Origin of the sequence: Methylomonas sp. DH-1, assembly GCF_046097555.1 — a bacterium.
Lineage (GTDB): Bacteria > Pseudomonadota > Gammaproteobacteria > Methylococcales > Methylomonadaceae > Methylomonas > Methylomonas koyamae.
Genome location: NZ_CP143089.1, coordinates 4,074,976 through 4,089,517 on the forward strand (window position 1 = coordinate 4,074,976; position 14,542 = coordinate 4,089,517).

The 14,542-nt window shown below is 52.1% G+C and carries 19 protein-coding genes; 9 read left to right on the forward strand and 10 right to left on the reverse strand.

From position 1 onward, the window contains the following. Positions 1-86 precede the first annotated feature (86 nt). The 4 genes from VXJ35_RS18575 to trxC all read left to right on the forward strand — a co-directional run bounded on the left by VXJ35_RS18575 (position 87) and on the right by trxC (position 2,834). Positions 87-1,031: a DnaJ C-terminal domain-containing protein gene (locus tag VXJ35_RS18575; protein ID WP_064022715.1), complete on the forward strand. Its 945-nt coding sequence runs from the start codon at positions 87-89 to the stop codon at positions 1,029-1,031. 2 nt (positions 1,032-1,033) lie between these two features. Further along, on the forward strand, positions 1,034-1,345 hold the full coding sequence (locus tag VXJ35_RS18580) for a helix-turn-helix domain-containing protein (protein ID WP_054759292.1): 312 nt from the start codon (positions 1,034-1,036) through the stop codon (positions 1,343-1,345). A gap of 3 nt (positions 1,346-1,348) precedes the next feature. Next, on the forward strand, positions 1,349-2,302 hold the full coding sequence (locus VXJ35_RS18585; protein WP_064022716.1) for a zinc metalloprotease HtpX: 954 nt from the start codon (positions 1,349-1,351) through the stop codon (positions 2,300-2,302). A gap of 97 nt (positions 2,303-2,399) precedes the next feature. Then, on the forward strand, positions 2,400-2,834 hold the full coding sequence (gene trxC / locus VXJ35_RS18590) for a thioredoxin TrxC (RefSeq protein ID WP_064022717.1): 435 nt from the start codon (positions 2,400-2,402) through the stop codon (positions 2,832-2,834). Positions 2,835-2,843: 9 nt separating this feature from the next. On the opposite strand, the gene VXJ35_RS18595 is transcribed toward trxC, so the two are convergent. Then, entirely contained in the window at positions 2,844-3,254 is a 411-nt protein-coding gene (locus VXJ35_RS18595) for a hypothetical protein (protein WP_064022718.1), read from the reverse strand. Positions 3,255-3,343: 89 nt separating this feature from the next. Between VXJ35_RS18595 and cysD the strand changes: the two genes are divergently transcribed. The 5 genes from cysD (at position 3,344) to VXJ35_RS18620 (ending at position 9,307) form a co-directional block, all read left to right on the forward strand. Continuing rightward, positions 3,344-4,252, forward strand: coding sequence for a sulfate adenylyltransferase subunit CysD (gene cysD / locus VXJ35_RS18600; protein ID WP_064022719.1), 909 nt, complete (start codon positions 3,344-3,346; stop codon positions 4,250-4,252). 39 nt (positions 4,253-4,291) lie between these two features. Beyond that, positions 4,292-5,917: a sulfate adenylyltransferase subunit CysN gene (gene cysN, locus VXJ35_RS18605; RefSeq protein WP_064022720.1), complete on the forward strand. Its 1,626-nt coding sequence runs from the start codon at positions 4,292-4,294 to the stop codon at positions 5,915-5,917. 83 nt (positions 5,918-6,000) lie between these two features. Next, positions 6,001-7,611 (forward strand): 2OG-Fe(II) oxygenase family protein, encoded by a 1,611-nt coding sequence (locus tag VXJ35_RS18610; protein ID WP_064022721.1) that lies wholly within the window; start codon positions 6,001-6,003, stop codon positions 7,609-7,611. Between the two features lie 250 nt (positions 7,612-7,861). Beyond that, a complete protein-coding gene (locus tag VXJ35_RS18615) occupies positions 7,862-8,914 on the forward strand; it encodes a type I glyceraldehyde-3-phosphate dehydrogenase (RefSeq protein WP_064022722.1) in 1,053 nt (350 codons plus the stop codon). A 9-nt stretch (positions 8,915-8,923) separates the two neighbouring features. Further along, complete coding sequence (locus tag VXJ35_RS18620) at positions 8,924-9,307, forward strand: DNA-deoxyinosine glycosylase (RefSeq protein WP_231914781.1); 384 nt, start codon at positions 8,924-8,926, stop codon at positions 9,305-9,307. Positions 9,308-9,555: 248 nt separating this feature from the next. On the opposite strand, the gene rplQ is transcribed toward VXJ35_RS18620, so the two are convergent. From rplQ to rpmD, 9 genes are all read right to left on the reverse strand, one after another. Further along, entirely contained in the window at positions 9,556-9,936 is a 381-nt protein-coding gene (gene rplQ / locus VXJ35_RS18625) for a 50S ribosomal protein L17 (protein WP_064022723.1), read from the reverse strand. A gap of 17 nt (positions 9,937-9,953) precedes the next feature. Further along, positions 9,954-10,961: a DNA-directed RNA polymerase subunit alpha gene (locus tag VXJ35_RS18630; protein WP_054759279.1), complete on the reverse strand. Its 1,008-nt coding sequence runs from the start codon at positions 10,959-10,961 to the stop codon at positions 9,954-9,956. Positions 10,962-10,985: 24 nt separating this feature from the next. Continuing rightward, on the reverse strand, positions 10,986-11,606 hold the full coding sequence (gene rpsD / locus VXJ35_RS18635) for a 30S ribosomal protein S4 (RefSeq protein ID WP_054759277.1): 621 nt from the start codon (positions 11,604-11,606) through the stop codon (positions 10,986-10,988). A 15-nt stretch (positions 11,607-11,621) separates the two neighbouring features. Then, positions 11,622-12,008 (reverse strand): 30S ribosomal protein S11, encoded by a 387-nt coding sequence (rpsK, locus tag VXJ35_RS18640; RefSeq protein WP_020484822.1) that lies wholly within the window; start codon positions 12,006-12,008, stop codon positions 11,622-11,624. 25 nt (positions 12,009-12,033) lie between these two features. After that, positions 12,034-12,390 carry a 30S ribosomal protein S13 gene (gene rpsM, locus VXJ35_RS18645; RefSeq protein WP_054759275.1) on the reverse strand — a complete coding sequence of 119 codons (357 nt, stop codon included), beginning with the start codon at positions 12,388-12,390 and terminating at the stop codon, positions 12,034-12,036. 75 nt (positions 12,391-12,465) lie between these two features. After that, positions 12,466-12,579, reverse strand: coding sequence for a 50S ribosomal protein L36 (gene rpmJ, locus VXJ35_RS18650; RefSeq protein WP_081607976.1), 114 nt, complete (start codon positions 12,577-12,579; stop codon positions 12,466-12,468). A gap of 15 nt (positions 12,580-12,594) precedes the next feature. Further along, positions 12,595-13,920 (reverse strand): preprotein translocase subunit SecY, encoded by a 1,326-nt coding sequence (gene secY / locus VXJ35_RS18655; RefSeq protein WP_197495899.1) that lies wholly within the window; start codon positions 13,918-13,920, stop codon positions 12,595-12,597. Continuing rightward, complete coding sequence (gene rplO / locus VXJ35_RS18660; RefSeq protein WP_054759273.1) at positions 13,921-14,355, reverse strand: 50S ribosomal protein L15; 435 nt, start codon at positions 14,353-14,355, stop codon at positions 13,921-13,923. It abuts the gene before it with no gap. Beyond that, positions 14,356-14,541: a 50S ribosomal protein L30 gene (gene rpmD / locus VXJ35_RS18665; protein WP_064022724.1), complete on the reverse strand. Its 186-nt coding sequence runs from the start codon at positions 14,539-14,541 to the stop codon at positions 14,356-14,358. Between the last annotated feature and the right edge of the window lies 1 nt (position 14,542).

The following is a 14,542-nucleotide window of genomic DNA, read 5'->3' on the forward strand; positions in this document are numbered from 1 at the left end:
TTTAGCGATTGTTCGCCCGCCGGCTATCGTCTATATAATCCCTAGCCCGATTGGGCTTGACCAACGTCAGTCACAGGAGGCATGGCGTGCAATATAAAGATTATTACCAGATTTTAGGTGTCAGCCGTGATGCGGCATTGGCCGACATCAAAAAGGCTTACCGCAAATTGGCCCGCAAATACCACCCGGATATCTCCAAGGAGCCGGATGCCGAAGCCAAAATGAAGGAAATCAACGAGGCGTACGCGGTGTTGTCCGACACCGAAAAACGCGCGGCGTACGACCAACTTGGCCGCGGCTACCGTTCCGGCCAGGAGTTTCATCCACCGCCGAACTGGGATGCCGGCTTCGAATTTTCCAGCGGAGACGCGGCCGATTTCGGCGATTTTTTTAGTCAGTTGTTCGGGCGGATGGGAGCACGCGGCCGCGGCGGCCCGTTCGAAGCGCACGCCGGCGGCTTCCAAGCTCAAGGCGAGGACCATCATGCCAAAGTGTTGCTGGACGTGGAAGATGCGTTCCGCGGAGCCACCCGCCAGATCAGCCTGCGGGTGCCAACGATGGACGCCGGTGGCCACGTTACGCTGAACACCCGTACCTTGAACGTCAAAATCCCCAAGGGCGTCTACGAAGGCCAAATCATTCGCCTGGCCGGGCAAGGGGCACCTGGGATCGGCAACGGCAAATCCGGAGATTTATTGCTGGAAGTGCATTTCAACCCGCACCCGAAACTTCGGGTAGACGGCAGTAATCTGCATCTGACATTACCGGTCGCACCATGGGAAGCGGCGCTCGGCGCAGTGTTGCCAATCAATCTGTTCGACACCGGTTTGAAAGTGCGGATTCCGGAAGGCACCCAAAGCGGCCAGCAATTACGGGTGCGCGGCAAGGGCATCCCCAGCCCGACACCTGGCGACTTGCTGCTGGATATCCAAGTGGTGCTGCCGCCGGCCAACACCGCCAAGGCCAAAGAACTTTACCAAACCATGGCGCGCGAGCTGGCTTTCGATCCGCGCGCAACGCACAGGAGTTAAACATGTCCGGATCGTTGACCGCAATTGCCCTGGACGCCGTACTCGAGGAACACGGCTTGACTTTGCAGCAACTCGCCGCGCTGTGCGCGGTAGACCACGACTGGGTCAGCCGCCACATTGAAGAAGGCTTGTTAACGCCAAGCCAGCACGGCGGCGAATGGCGTTTTTCCAGCGCCACGTTGCTGCGGGTAAGACGCATCGCCAACATCGAGCGCCAGTTCGAGGCCTTACCCGAACTGGCGGCGCTGGTCGCCGACATGCAGGAAGAAATCGACGACCTGCGCCGCCGCTTGCGCCGCGCCGGCCTGGAATAAACGATGAACCGCGCCATCCAACACAGCCACCGCTGGCTGAACTGGCTGCAAACCGTGGTATTGGTCGGCGCCATGCTGGGCATATGCTCGTTGGCCGGCAGCCTGTTATTTGGCGACGACGGCGTCTGGATGGCGTTGGCCGCGGCCGCCGGCTTCGGCCTGATGATCACGCCCGGCAGCGCCTGGCGCCTGACTTTGCATTTCTACAGGGCTCGACCGATCTACCCGCAAGAAGCGCCGGTGTTGTGGCAAATGCTGGAAATTTTGGCCGAACGCGCCGAATTGCCCGGCGTGCCGACACCCTACTTCTTCCCCAGCCCGGTCATCAACGCCTTTGCGGTGGGCAGCCGCGAGCAATCGGCGATTGCGTTGAGCGACAGCCTATTGCAACGTTTATCGCCCCGAGAGCTGGCCGGCGTCTTGGCCCACGAAATTTCGCATATTGCCAATAACGATCTACGAGTAATGGGTCTAGCCGACGTAGTCAGTCGCATTACGGCGATATTTGCCAACCTGGGCCAATTGTTTCTGCTATTGAGCATTCCGGCAATGCTGTTTGCCGGTGTCGTATTGGAATTCAACTGGCCGGCGATACTGCTTTTGCTATTTTCGCCGCACTTGGCTTTGCTGGCGCAATTGGGCTTGTCCAGGACCCGCGAATACGACGCCGATTTGAACGCGGCAATACTGACCGGCGACCCGTTGGGTTTGGCCCAAGCGCTGGCGCACATCGAACAAGCCAGCAAAGGCTGGCTGGCGGTGCTGCTTCCCGGTTGGGGCAACCCGGAACCCTCCTGGCTGCGCACCCATCCGCCGACTGCGGAGCGCATTCGCCGCCTACAAGCCTTGGCGCCGGCGGCGCCTAGCCACTGGCTAAATTACGCGCCACTCTTGGGTTATAGCGTAACCCCGGTGCCACGAGCACCACGCTGGCGAATTGGCGGATTGTGGCGTTAATTTCAGCCATCCTCTTGTTTTTATCGGCCCAGTCCCAAGTTTAAGCGGCAAACCCTTCGCCGTCGCGAAGGCTACCAGTCCACATTTAGAGGCCAACATGAGCGAATCGATTCACCTAGCCTGCCCGCACTGCGCAGCCATCAACCGCCTGCCTGCCGAACGCCTCAGCCAGCGTCCGAAATGCGGTCAATGCCACCTTCCGCTGTTTACTGCTCATCCGCTGGAATTGACGGCGGCCAATTTCGACAAGCATTTGCGCCGCAGCGATATCCCGTTGCTAGTGGATTTTTGGGCGGCTTGGTGCGGTCCTTGCCGAATGATGGCGCCCGCCTTTGCGCAGGCGGCCGGCTTACTTGAGCCTACGATGCGCTTGGGCAAGATCGACACCGAGGCACAAAACGACTTGAGCGAGCAATTCCAGATCCGCAGCATTCCGACCCTGATTCTGTTCAAGGGCGGCCGGGAGGTTGCCCGCCAAGCCGGCGCAATGACTACCCAAGACATTGTGCGCTGGGCAAAAAGCCACGCTTGAAAAAATTTGCTATAGCAATCGCTTCAGCGGAATTTGGAAGCGTTGCCTGGCAATGTCGCCGGCCCGACCGCTGTAACCGCTCAAATACAAGTCCCGGCCGCAGACGTGCGGCAAAGCCGAACAGCGGCCGGTAATTGCAAAGCGCTCGCCGGCCAAACGAAACGTCAGCGGTACGCAATCGTTACGCAGAATCGGACCAGCCACCGACAAATCGATGCGCTGTTCGCAGCGTTCGTAGAGCAGAGAATCCGCTTCCAGTACCAACTCGGCGAGAACGACCCGGTCGTTATCGCCGAGGCAGCCGTAAATCGTACAACGGCAGTCGCGCAAATCCGCCAGCAAGCATTCCGCTAACTTGGTTAGCGTCGGCCGGCCGGCTATCAGCGCGCGTAGATTATCCAAACCGTGGTATTGCCTCATAAGCTTTGCCGATAGCGTCGATAGGTGTTTGCCATTAAAATAGCCCGCTAACCTTTGCATGCAAACAGGCCGCGCGCCCCGGATAATTGATGACCGATTATAAACTGACCCACCTGAAACAGCTCGAAGCCGAAAGTATCCATATCATCCGCGAAGTGGCCGCGGAATTCGAAAAGCCCGTCATGCTGTATTCCATCGGCAAAGACTCGGCAGTGATGTTGCATCTGACCCGCAAAGCTTTTTTCCCCGGCAAACCGCCTTTCCCGCTGCTGCATGTCGATACCACCTGGAAGTTCCGGGAAATGATCGAATTCCGCGACCGGATAGCGAAAGACTTGGGCTGGGATTTGATTGTCCATATCAACCAGGAAGGCGTGGCTGAAGGCATCGGCCCATTCACCCACGGCAGTAAGAAGCACACCGACGTGATGAAAACCGACGCGTTGAAACAAGCCTTGAACAAATATCAGTTCGACGCCGCATTCGGTGGCGCTCGCCGCGACGAGGAAAAATCCCGCGCCAAGGAACGGGTTTACTCGTTCCGCGACAAGAACCACCGTTGGGATCCGAAAAACCAACGCCCGGAGCTTTGGAATATTTACAACGGCAAGATCGACAAAGGCGAGTCGATTCGGGTGTTCCCTTTATCCAACTGGACTGAGTTGGATATCTGGCAATACATTCATCTGGAGAACATTCCGATCGTACCTTTGTACTTTGCCAAAGAACGTCCGGTAGTCAACAAGGACGGCATGCTGATCATGGTCGACGACGACCGGATGCCAATAGGCCCCGACGACAAAGTCGAAATGAAAATGGTGCGCTTCCGTACCTTGGGCTGCTACCCGCTGACCGGCGCCGTCGAATCGACAGCGACCACTTTGCCGGAAATCATTCAGGAAATGTTGCTGACCACCACGTCCGAGCGCCAAGGCCGCTTGATCGACCATGACCAAGCCGGCTCGATGGAACAGAAAAAACGCGAAGGCTATTTCTAAATCGCGTTTGACCGCTCAGCAACGAATTCAGAGAACACCATGTCACATCAATCAGATTTAATCGCCACCGACATTAACGCCTACCTGGCGCAACACGAACGCAAGGAATTGCTGCGGTTTTTAACCTGCGGCAACGTCGACGACGGTAAGAGCACCTTGATCGGCCGTCTGCTGCACGACTCCAAGATGATTTACGAAGACCAGTTGGCCGCCGTGCAAGCCGACAGCGTCAAATCCGGCACCACCGGCGCCGGCAAGATCGACCTGGCGCTGCTGGTCGACGGCCTGCAGGCCGAGCGCGAGCAAGGCATCACCATTGATGTGGCCTACCGCTATTTCTCGACTTCGACCCGCAAATTCATCATCGCCGACACCCCGGGCCACGAGCAATACACCCGTAACATGGCGACCGGCGCTTCGACCTGCGACTTGGCGGTGATTCTGATCGATGCCCGCTACGGTGTGCAGACCCAGACCAAGCGCCACAGCTTTATTGCCTCGTTGCTGGGCATCAAGCACATCATCGTCGCGGTCAATAAAATGGACTTGGTCGGCTACAGCCAGGAGACTTTCGAGAAAATTCGCGACGACTACATGGCTTTCGTCAAAAACCTGGATTTGCACGACATCCACTTCATTCCGATGTCGGCGTTGGACGGCGACAACGTGGTCAACCCCAGCGCCAACATGCCGTGGTTTACTGGCTTGCCGATGATGGAACTGCTGAACAGCATCGAAATTGCCAGCGACCACAACTTCGACGATGCCCGCTTCCCGGTGCAATACGTCAACCGGCCCAACCTGGATTTTCGCGGCTTCTGCGGCACCGTCGCTTCCGGCCTGTTTAATCAAGGCGACGCGATTACCGTGCTGCCGTCCGGCAAGACCAGCACGATCAAATCCATCGTCACTTTCGACGGCGATTTGCAGCAAGCCTTCGCCGGCATGGCCGTCACTTTAACCTTGCTGGACGAAATCGATATCAGCCGTGGCGACGTAATTCTGGGTGGGCAGCAAACGCAACCCAGCGTCGCCGACAAATTCAAGGCCAATATCGTCTGGATGACCGAACAAGCCATGCTGCCCGGCCGCCAATACATGATCAAATTGGCGACCCGCAGCGTTTCCGGCTCGGTAGCGTCGATTCACCACCGCATCGACGTCAACACCCTGGAACACCACGATGCCGACGAATTGAAACTGAACGAAATCGGCCTGTGCACCGTCGCGGTCAACGCCCCGGTGGTATTCGAACCTTACAAACGCAATAAGTCGACCGGCTCGTTCATCGTCATCGACCGGTTGACCAACGTCACCGTCGGCGCCGGCATGATCGTCGGCGATGCCAGCAAGGACGAATGGGCGCCGGTGACAGCCGAAGAACGCGCTAGCCGTTTCGGCCAAACCGCAACCACCGTCGCACTATCCGGCGCCGACGCGAAAACCATGGCTTACCACTTGGAACGCCGCCTGTTCGACACCGGCCATGTCGCAACCGTGCTGGAACAAGCCGATCCTGCGCTTGCCGCAGCGATCAAACACGCCGGTTTGATCGGTTTGTGCGTGGGGCTGACAGCCAACCAAGCCGACCTGGTTTTTGATGCGGATAAACAGTCTGTCGACGACATTTACGACGAACTGAAACAGCGGGAAGTGGTGCGTTAAATCGATCTGCCGCCAAGCTTGACGAATTGGCGGCTATTCGCCGTTCAACAACCTGTATCAGCAAAAACGGGTATCGACTGACGATGAAAGCCCAGCTTAAACAGCCGCAACCGGCGGAATTGCAGGCCATCCACCAATTGTTTCAAGCCGGGCAAGTGCCGTTGGCGGAAATCCGCGCTCAGGCTTTGGCCGCGGCATATCCCAAATCGCTGCCGGCACTGAACCTGCTGGGCATGTGTCAGCAAGTACAAGGCAAATTGCGCGACGCGGCCACCAGCTTCCGCAAGATGATCGCGCTCGATCCCAACATCGCTGAAATCCATTTCAACCTCGGCGCGATTTACACCCAACTCAACGACGCCAAAGGGGCGATGGCTGCCTACCGCAAAGCGCTGCAAATCAAGCCGGACTTGACGGTCGCCCATTTCAACCTCGGCGCGCTGTTGCAACAGCAAAGCCAGTGGCAAGAGGCGGCCAAGCATTACCGGCGGGCGGTGGAACAACAGCCCGGCTACTATCAGGCCTGGGCCAATTGGGGCGCTGTATTGCAAACCGTCGGCGATTTGAAAGCCGCCGAGCACTGTTACCGCAAGGCTTTGGACGTCAACGCCGACGCGCTGGGCTATTTCAATCTCGGCACCAATCTTCACGACCAGGGCATGCTAGGTCAGGCCATCGAAGCCTTCAGGGAAGCCTTGCGATTGGAACCACAATTCGCCGATGCCTGGAACGATCTCGGCGAAATTTATCGCGACCAGGGCAATATGGAAGAAGCGGTGCGCTGTTACCGCGCCGCGCTGCAAGCCAATCCCGAGCACGGCCGGGCCAGCTACAACCTGGGCGAGAGTTATTGCCTGGGCGGCCAGTTCGAACAGGCGATTCAGTATTTTGCCGCATCGGATTTCGCCGACGCCCAGGAGCGGGTGCTTCTATGTCTGTACAAAACCAGTCAATTCGACGCCTTTAAACAGCGGCTGGACGCCTTTATTGCCGAAGACCGTCACAACTCGGTGTTGCTGGGCAGTCTGGCGACCCATTACGCCACCAATTTCCGCCAACCCGACACTTACGGTTACTGCCGTAGTCCGATGCAATTCGTCCAGCATACTTGTATCGAAGAATTGGCCAAGCCGGGCAGTGCCTTGCTGAACCAACTGCTCGACGATGTCAAACACTTGGCCATCGCCGAACGCAAGCAGGGCCGCTTGTATTACGGCATGCAATCGGCCGGCAACCTGTTGCAACGGCCGGAAGCGTCGTTTCAGCAACTGGCGGCGCTGATCCGCGCCAAGGTTAAGGCCTACCAACAGCATTTCGCGGGCAGTGACGACGCGTTGATTCGTTTGTTCCCGAAAACCCTGGAATTCGCCAGTTCCTGGTATTTACGCATGAACCAGGGCGGCTATTTGACCTCGCACATCCACGAAGAAGGCTGGATCAGTGGCTGCGTCTATCTGCAACTGCCGGACAAATGCGACCACCACGAAGGCAGCTTCGAATACGGCATCGATGGCGACGACTACCCGCGCCTGCACGACGACTTCCCGACCCAAATCGTCGATCAACAAGTCGGCGATCTGGTGCTATTCCCGTCATCATTATTTCATCGGACCATTCCGTTCAATTCCGACCAGGAACGGATTTGTATCGCCTTTGATATCAAACCGGGCAATAGTATCGGCTCGAAAAAATAAACATACGGTTAACAAAGACCCATTTTGCCGTCAGACCCGCGGACAACTGATTGGCGGTGCCGATTTAATGGATTACCACCTGCCAGCTATGCTGCCGCCTTGACTAGGTCGTGAAGTTGCTCTAGCTTTTAGCACGAAAAGGCAATTCCTTCCTCAAAACAACCACATCAGCAATGACAACTATCACCCTTTCTCCCGGTAAAAACATTAATCGATTACTAGCCGGACCTAACCGGAAGGGTATCCTCGTATGAGCTTGCGGGTTGCAATTGTCGGTCTAGGGCGTATAGGACGTGGCGTTTTGCGAACTAATTTTTCCCAGCTTAGCGGTGGACGCTACGAAATCTGCGTCGTATGTGACGTGATGACGATAGACCACGTCGCGTATCTGTTGGCAAACGACAGTACATACGGCAGGCCGCCGTTTCGAGTCGATTGCGACGGTAACGATCTGATTTTGGACGGCAAAAGAATACATTACCAGCGCGTCGACAGGCGGCGTAGCGGGCCTTCCGAGCACGGCCTGGATGTTTTGAAAGAATTCGAATTGGATGTATTGTTCGACGCAACCGGTACCGCTAGCATCAACGATTTTCAAACGATACTGGAACGGAATATCGCCCGCAAAGTATTGTGTACCTGGAACATTACCGGATGCGACATCAGCATAGTCTATGGCGTTAATCACGCGGATTATCTGCCCGATAAACATCATGTCATCTCTGCTAGCACCTGCACCGGTAATGCAATGGTGCCAATATGCTACATTTTAGACAAGCATTTCGGCATAGTTTCGGCACGGATAGCGACAATACACCCCCAACTATCCGACCAAAGGGTATTGGACGGTTACCATTCGTCTTCCCAATTAGGCCGGGGTTGTGCAGCTTCAATCATCCCAACTGGTACCAATGTCGCCAAATCGACAAGTTTGGTATTACCCAATTTAGCAGGCAAATTAGAAGCCATTTCCTATCGAGTACCGACGGCGATAGTCTCCGTTATCGATTTTACGGCTTACTTGGCTACGGATACGAGTCAACAGGAATGTATTGAATGGTTCGAACGGTACGCAGAAAACCAGTTATCTGGAATAATTTATTGCGATTACGGTGCGTGGGGCCACCAAAAAGCTAGCATAGATTACATGCGAACCGACTATTCAGCCATTCTGCTGATGGGCCAAATCACGGTCAACAACAAAAGACAAATTGGCTTAGCTTTGATGCACGATAACGAACACGCTTATTGCTGTAGAGTATTAGACGTCCTCGGAGTTCTGGAGTCGAGAACAGTAACCTGAGCTGTGCAAATGGATGCTATTACCGGCTTCCCTCCTATAGCCACAGATAAGGCGAATGTGCTTATTTTAGGCAGCATGCCCGGAATCGCTTCACTCAACGCGGGCGAGTATTATGCTCATCCTCGCAATCAATTTTGGCCCATTATCTGCCAACTATTACAAATCGACACCCTATGTTCCTACGATGCTAGGCGAAAGGCAATGAATGACCGAGGCATCGCCGTTTGGGACGTGATAAAAACTTGTACCCGTTATGGCAGCTTGGATTCCGCAATTAATAAAAAATCAATCATTACCAACGATTTCGATAGTTTTTTGAACTACACCCGTCGATCTGCCACGTATTTTTCAACGGAACTACCGCCGAAACGCTTTTTCGGAGACATTTCTTAGCAAAATTGCAGAACAAGCCCAGAAATGCGCTTATCTATACTAGGCTGCCATCGACAAGCCCCGCCCATGCAGCGTTATCGATCGAGCAAAAGCTGACAGCTTGGAAAGCCGTCACAGACGCAACAAGCGCTCAATCCAATCCTAAGCTGCAGGAGATAGAAATAAATTTAGGATCCTAAAAAAGAAAAAAGCCCAACTAACAAGTTGGGCTTTTGTTTGAGACGGTATCGGATAAAACCTAAACTGTATTATTCATCAGCCGTTGTTGGTTCTGCTCTATCCACCAATTCTACGTAAGCCATCGGGGCGTCGTCGCCAGGACGGAATCCGCATTTGATGATCCTCAAATAGCCACCATTTCTGGTTGAATAACGGGGACCCAACTCGTTAAACAACTTGGTCACGACATCGCGGTCACGCAACTCGGCGAAGGCTTGGCGACGCTTTGCAACCGAATCGTTTTTCGAAAGGGTTATCAGAGGCTCGGCAATCATTCTTAATTCTTTTGCCTTAGGAAGAGTAGTTTTAATCAACTCATGTTTAAACAGAGAGCAGGCCATGTTGCCGAACAGCGCTTTTCTATGACTGCTGTTTTTATTTAACTGTCTTCCAGATTTACGGTGTCTCATTTCTTAATGCCTTATGTTCAAATTCCAGCTTGGGATTGGTCTGCCAAATTCTCAGGCGGCCAATTCTCAAGCCGCATGCCTAACGACAGTCCTTTAATGGCCAGGATGTCTTTAATCTCTGTGAGCGATTTTTTGCCCAAATTAGGCGTCCGTAACAACTCCACTTCGGTGCGTTGGATCAAATCGCCAATATAAAATATGTTCTCGGCTTTCAAGCAATTTGCCGAACGAACAGTCAACTCCAAATCATCAACGGGCCGCAACAAAACCGGATCGAAAGATTCTTCTTCGATTGCAACTTCTTCCTGAACCTGCTCATTAACCTTCTCAAAGTCAACGAAAACAGATAACTGATCGTGCAATATCGAAGCGGCAGTTTTGATTGCGTGCTCGGGATCAACCGTTCCGTTTGTCTCCAATTCGATGACCAAGCGATCCAGATTGGTACGCTGTTCGACACGGGTACTCTCTACATGATATGCAACTTTGACGATAGGACTGAACGCTGCGTCCAACATCAAAACACCTACAGGCGCGTCGTCATACATTTCTTTACGCACGCTAGCAGGAACATAACCTCTGCCGCGCTCGACCTTAATTTTAATGTTTAATTCGATATCTTGAGTCACGTTGGCGATAACCAAATCCGGATTGGCTATCTCAACGTTGTGTGGCAATTCTATATCGCCAGCGGTTACCGTTCCGGCACCTTTTTTTGACAAAGTCAACGTGACTTCATCCCTGGAATGGACAATTACGGCCAACTTTTTCAAATTCAAGATAATATCGATGACATCTTCTTGAACGCCTTCTATCGTTGTGAATTCGTGCAAGACTCCGTCGATAGAAATCTCGGTGACCGCACAACCAGGAATAGAAGAGAGCATGACTCTTCTCAAAGCATTACCGAGCGAATGACCGAATCCCCTCTCAAGAGGCTCAATCACAATACGGGAATGGTTAGCCGATTCGTTTATAACCTCGACTAATCTCGGCTTCAGAAGGCCGCCAATAGAACTCTGCATATCTTGTTTCCTAAGGCCTGTTTACTACTTAGAATAAAGCTCAACGACCAACTGCTCGTTGATGTCCGAACCCAGATCAACACGGTCAGGCACGGATTTGAAAACACCACTCATTTCTTTGGTGTTAACTTCCACCCATACAGGAAAACCATACTGCTCTGCTACAACCAAAGCATCCTTGATACGCTGCTGAGACTTGGCTTTTTCTCTAACCTTTACCACGTCTCCCGCAGACACTTGGTAGGACGGGATGTTGATAAGGCGATCATTAACCAGTATAGCCTTGTGAGAGACCAACTGTCTTGCTTCAGCACGGGTCGCGGCATATCCCATACGATAAACTACGTTGTCCAGTCTAGACTCAAGGAAATCCAAGAGATTTTGACCGGTGGCGCCTTTTTGCAAATCTGCCGCTTTGTAGTAGTTTCTGAATTGCTTTTCCAACACGCCGTAAATGCGACGCAAGCGTTGCTTCGCTCGAAGCTGCATTGCATAATCAGAGTTTCTAGTGCGTTTAGCCCCGTGCTGACCAGGGCGCTGATCCAATTTGCACTTACTCTCCAGAGATTTACCCCGGCTCTTTAAAAAAAGATCTGTGCCTTCTCTGCGGCTCAACTTACACGCAGGACCAAGATATCTTGCCATTATTTACTCCACTACCTAAACGCGACGCTTTTTCGGGGGACGGCATCCGTTGTGAGGAATAGGCGTCACATCCACAATATTCGAAATTTTAAAACCCATACTGTTTAATGAGCGAACCGCAGACTCACGGCCAGGACCGGGACCTTTGATCATAACATCTAGGTTTTTCATACCATACTCTTGAGCGACTGCTCCGGCTTTTTCAGCCGCCACTTGCGCCGCAAATGGGGTGCTCTTTCTTGAACCACGAAACCCCGAGCCGCCCGAAGTCGCCCAGGACAAGGCGTTGCCTTTCCGATCTGTGATTGTAACGATCGTATTATTAAAGGAAGCGTGGACATGAACAATGCCGTCAGCGACTTCCTTTTTTATCCGTTTCTTAACTCGATTTTGGGTTGCCATCAAAATTGCCTATCTATTCTAATTATTACTTGGTGACCGATTTACGAGGTCCCTTTCTTGTCCTCGCATTCGTACGAGTCCGCTGACCTCTCAACGGAAGCCCCCGACGATGGCGAATTCCGCGATAGCAGCCAAGATCCATAAGCCTCTTTATGTTCATAGAGACTTCCCTACGCAGATCGCCTTCAACGGTCATACCAGAAATGACTTTGCGTATTGCCTCAACTTGATCTTCAGTCAGATCCCTGATTTTGGCAGCGGGATTAACACCAACTTCACTGCAAATATCTCTAGCAGTCTGCCTACCAATTCCGTAAATAGCGGTTAAGGCTATCTCCGCATGCTTATGATCAGCCACGTTTATACCAGCAATACGAGCCATTCAAACACTCCAAAAACGATACTATAAGGTTAAACGGAGAAGTATAACACTCCGAAAAATAAATCGCAAAAACAACTATCCTTGCCTTTGCTTGTGACGACCATCTTTACAGATGACCCTGACTACGCCATTTCTTTTTATAACTTTGCAGCTTTTGCAAATGGCTTTAATTGAAGCGCGTACTTTCACGGCTAACTCCTAATCTCAAGATTTTTTCAAATTGGCTTTTTTCATTAATCCTTCGTACTGCTGCGACATCAAATGCGTTTGCATTTGGGATATAAAATCCATTACGACAACAACAATAATGAGCAACGATGTACCGCCAAAGGAAAATGGGACATTCCAATATACAATCAAAAACTCCGGAAGCAGACAAATCAAAGTGATGTACACAGCGCCAATTAACGTTAGGCGAGTCATGACTTTGTCAATGTAACTTGTAGTCTGTACTCCGGGACGTATCCCCGGCAAGTAGGCGCCGGATTTTTTAAGGTTTTCCGCTGTCTCCTTAGAATTGAACACCAATGCTGTGTAGAAAAAGCAGAAAAAAACAATCGCTAACGCATAACACAGCACATAAACAGGCTGCCCTGGAGACAGAACGGAAGCAACATCTTGTAACCAAGAGAAACCTTCGATGTTACCGAACCAGCCCGCAATCGTTGCCGGGAACAGAATAATGCTTGAAGCAAAAATCGGGGGAATAACGCCTGCCATATTCAGCTTTAACGGTAGAAAAGAGCTCTGCCCGGCGTAAACTTTGTTACCCTGCTGCCGCTTGGGGTAGTTGATCGTTATTCTCCTTTGCCCCCGCTCAACAAATACCACTATACCCGTTACGAAAATCGATAGCGCGAACAGCAGTACGATAAACGCACCATTCATTTCGCCGGTGCGAGCCAACTCCAACGTGCCGCCAATGGCCGACGGCAAACCGGATACAATGCCGGCGAAAATCAGTAGCGAAATCCCGTTACCAATGCCACGCTCAGTGACTTGTTCACCAAGCCACATCAGGAATATAGTCCCAGTAACCAACGTGATCGTTGTGACAACAATAAACCCAATTCCAGGCTGAATGACAACAGCGAGGCCGCCGGCAGTCTGGTTTTGCAGCGCGACAGAGATACCCACCGATTGGAACATCGCTAAAATAACGGTGCCATAACGAGTGTACTGAGAAATTTTCCGCCTACCCGACTCGCCTTCCTTTTTTAACTGCTCCATTGCTGGAATGACTATGGTCATCAGCTGCATTATGATCGAAGCAGAAATATATGGCATGATACCAAGCGCGAACAAACTCAAACGCATCAAAGCTCCACCAGAGAACATATTAAACATGTTCAAAATTGAGCCCGATTGCTGCTCAAACATCGTGGACAACGCCTTCGGATCTATCCCGGGAACAGGTATATGTGCGCCGATTCGATAAACAACGAAAGCACCGAGAACAAACAAAAGCCTCGATTTCAGCTCACCAAACCGAAAACTTCCAGCAGACACTTCGTAACCTTTAGCACTCACTTAGGCCTCTACTTTGCCACCAGCAGCTTCAATCGTTAACTTCGCACCAGCCGTAACACCAACACCTTTCAATGTGAGCGGGCGAGATATAACACCGGTATTTACTACTTTGACTTTCTTCGCAAACACAGGAACCAGATTATTATCAACCAATACCTGTATATCAACCAAGTCTACATTCAATGAATTTATTTCACTTAAACGGACTTCAGCGGAGTATTTCTTAGTGCGAGAAGTAAAGCCAACTTTAGGAAGCCTTCTTTGTAACGGCATCTGCCCGCCCTCAAAACCGACTTTATGGAACCCACCAGCCCTCGCTTTCTGACCTTTATGGCCGCGGCCGCAGGTTTTACCGTCAGTAGAGCCGATACCGCGACCGACCCGCTTAGCTTTTTTTCTAGACCCGTATGCGGCTTGTATGGTGTTTAAATACATTTAGACTTCCTCTACTTTAAGCATGTAAGCGACTTTATTAATCATGCCTCTGTTCTCCGGCGTGTCGATTACTTCTACCACTTGACGAATTCTGCTCAAACCCAAGCCTTTCAGGCACAATTGATGACTTTTTAGCCTACCGTTCTTGCTTTTAGTCATCATCACACTCAACTTTCTGCCAGACATG

Bases quoted from the DNA above. Each gene is read 5' to 3' on its own strand.
- VXJ35_RS18580 (WP_054759292.1), top strand. From the start codon at position 1,034: ATGTCCGGATCGTTGACCGCAATTGCCCTGGACGCCGTACTCGAGGAA.
- VXJ35_RS18585 (WP_064022716.1), top strand. From the start codon at position 1,349: ATGAACCGCGCCATCCAACACAGCCACCGCTGGCTGAACTGGCTGCAA.
- trxC (WP_064022717.1), top strand. From the start codon at position 2,400: ATGAGCGAATCGATTCACCTAGCCTGCCCGCACTGCGCAGCCATCAAC.
- VXJ35_RS18595 (WP_064022718.1), bottom strand. From the start codon at position 3,254: ATGAGGCAATACCACGGTTTGGATAATCTACGCGCGCTGATAGCCGGC.
- cysD (WP_064022719.1), top strand. From the start codon at position 3,344: ATGACCGATTATAAACTGACCCACCTGAAACAGCTCGAAGCCGAAAGT.
- cysN (WP_064022720.1), top strand. From the start codon at position 4,292: ATGTCACATCAATCAGATTTAATCGCCACCGACATTAACGCCTACCTG.
- VXJ35_RS18610 (WP_064022721.1), top strand. From the start codon at position 6,001: ATGAAAGCCCAGCTTAAACAGCCGCAACCGGCGGAATTGCAGGCCATC.
- VXJ35_RS18615 (WP_064022722.1), top strand. From the start codon at position 7,862: ATGAGCTTGCGGGTTGCAATTGTCGGTCTAGGGCGTATAGGACGTGGC.
- VXJ35_RS18620 (WP_231914781.1), top strand. From the start codon at position 8,924: ATGGATGCTATTACCGGCTTCCCTCCTATAGCCACAGATAAGGCGAAT.
- rplQ (WP_064022723.1), bottom strand. From the start codon at position 9,936: ATGAGACACCGTAAATCTGGAAGACAGTTAAATAAAAACAGCAGTCAT.
- VXJ35_RS18630 (WP_054759279.1), bottom strand. From the start codon at position 10,961: ATGCAGAGTTCTATTGGCGGCCTTCTGAAGCCGAGATTAGTCGAGGTT.
- rpsD (WP_054759277.1), bottom strand. From the start codon at position 11,606: ATGGCAAGATATCTTGGTCCTGCGTGTAAGTTGAGCCGCAGAGAAGGC.
- rpsK (WP_020484822.1), bottom strand. From the start codon at position 12,008: ATGGCAACCCAAAATCGAGTTAAGAAACGGATAAAAAAGGAAGTCGCT.
- rpsM (WP_054759275.1), bottom strand. From the start codon at position 12,390: ATGGCTCGTATTGCTGGTATAAACGTGGCTGATCATAAGCATGCGGAG.
- rplO (WP_054759273.1), bottom strand. From the start codon at position 14,355: ATGTATTTAAACACCATACAAGCCGCATACGGGTCTAGAAAAAAAGCT.
- rpmD (WP_064022724.1), bottom strand. From the start codon at position 14,541: ATGTCTGGCAGAAAGTTGAGTGTGATGATGACTAAAAGCAAGAACGGT.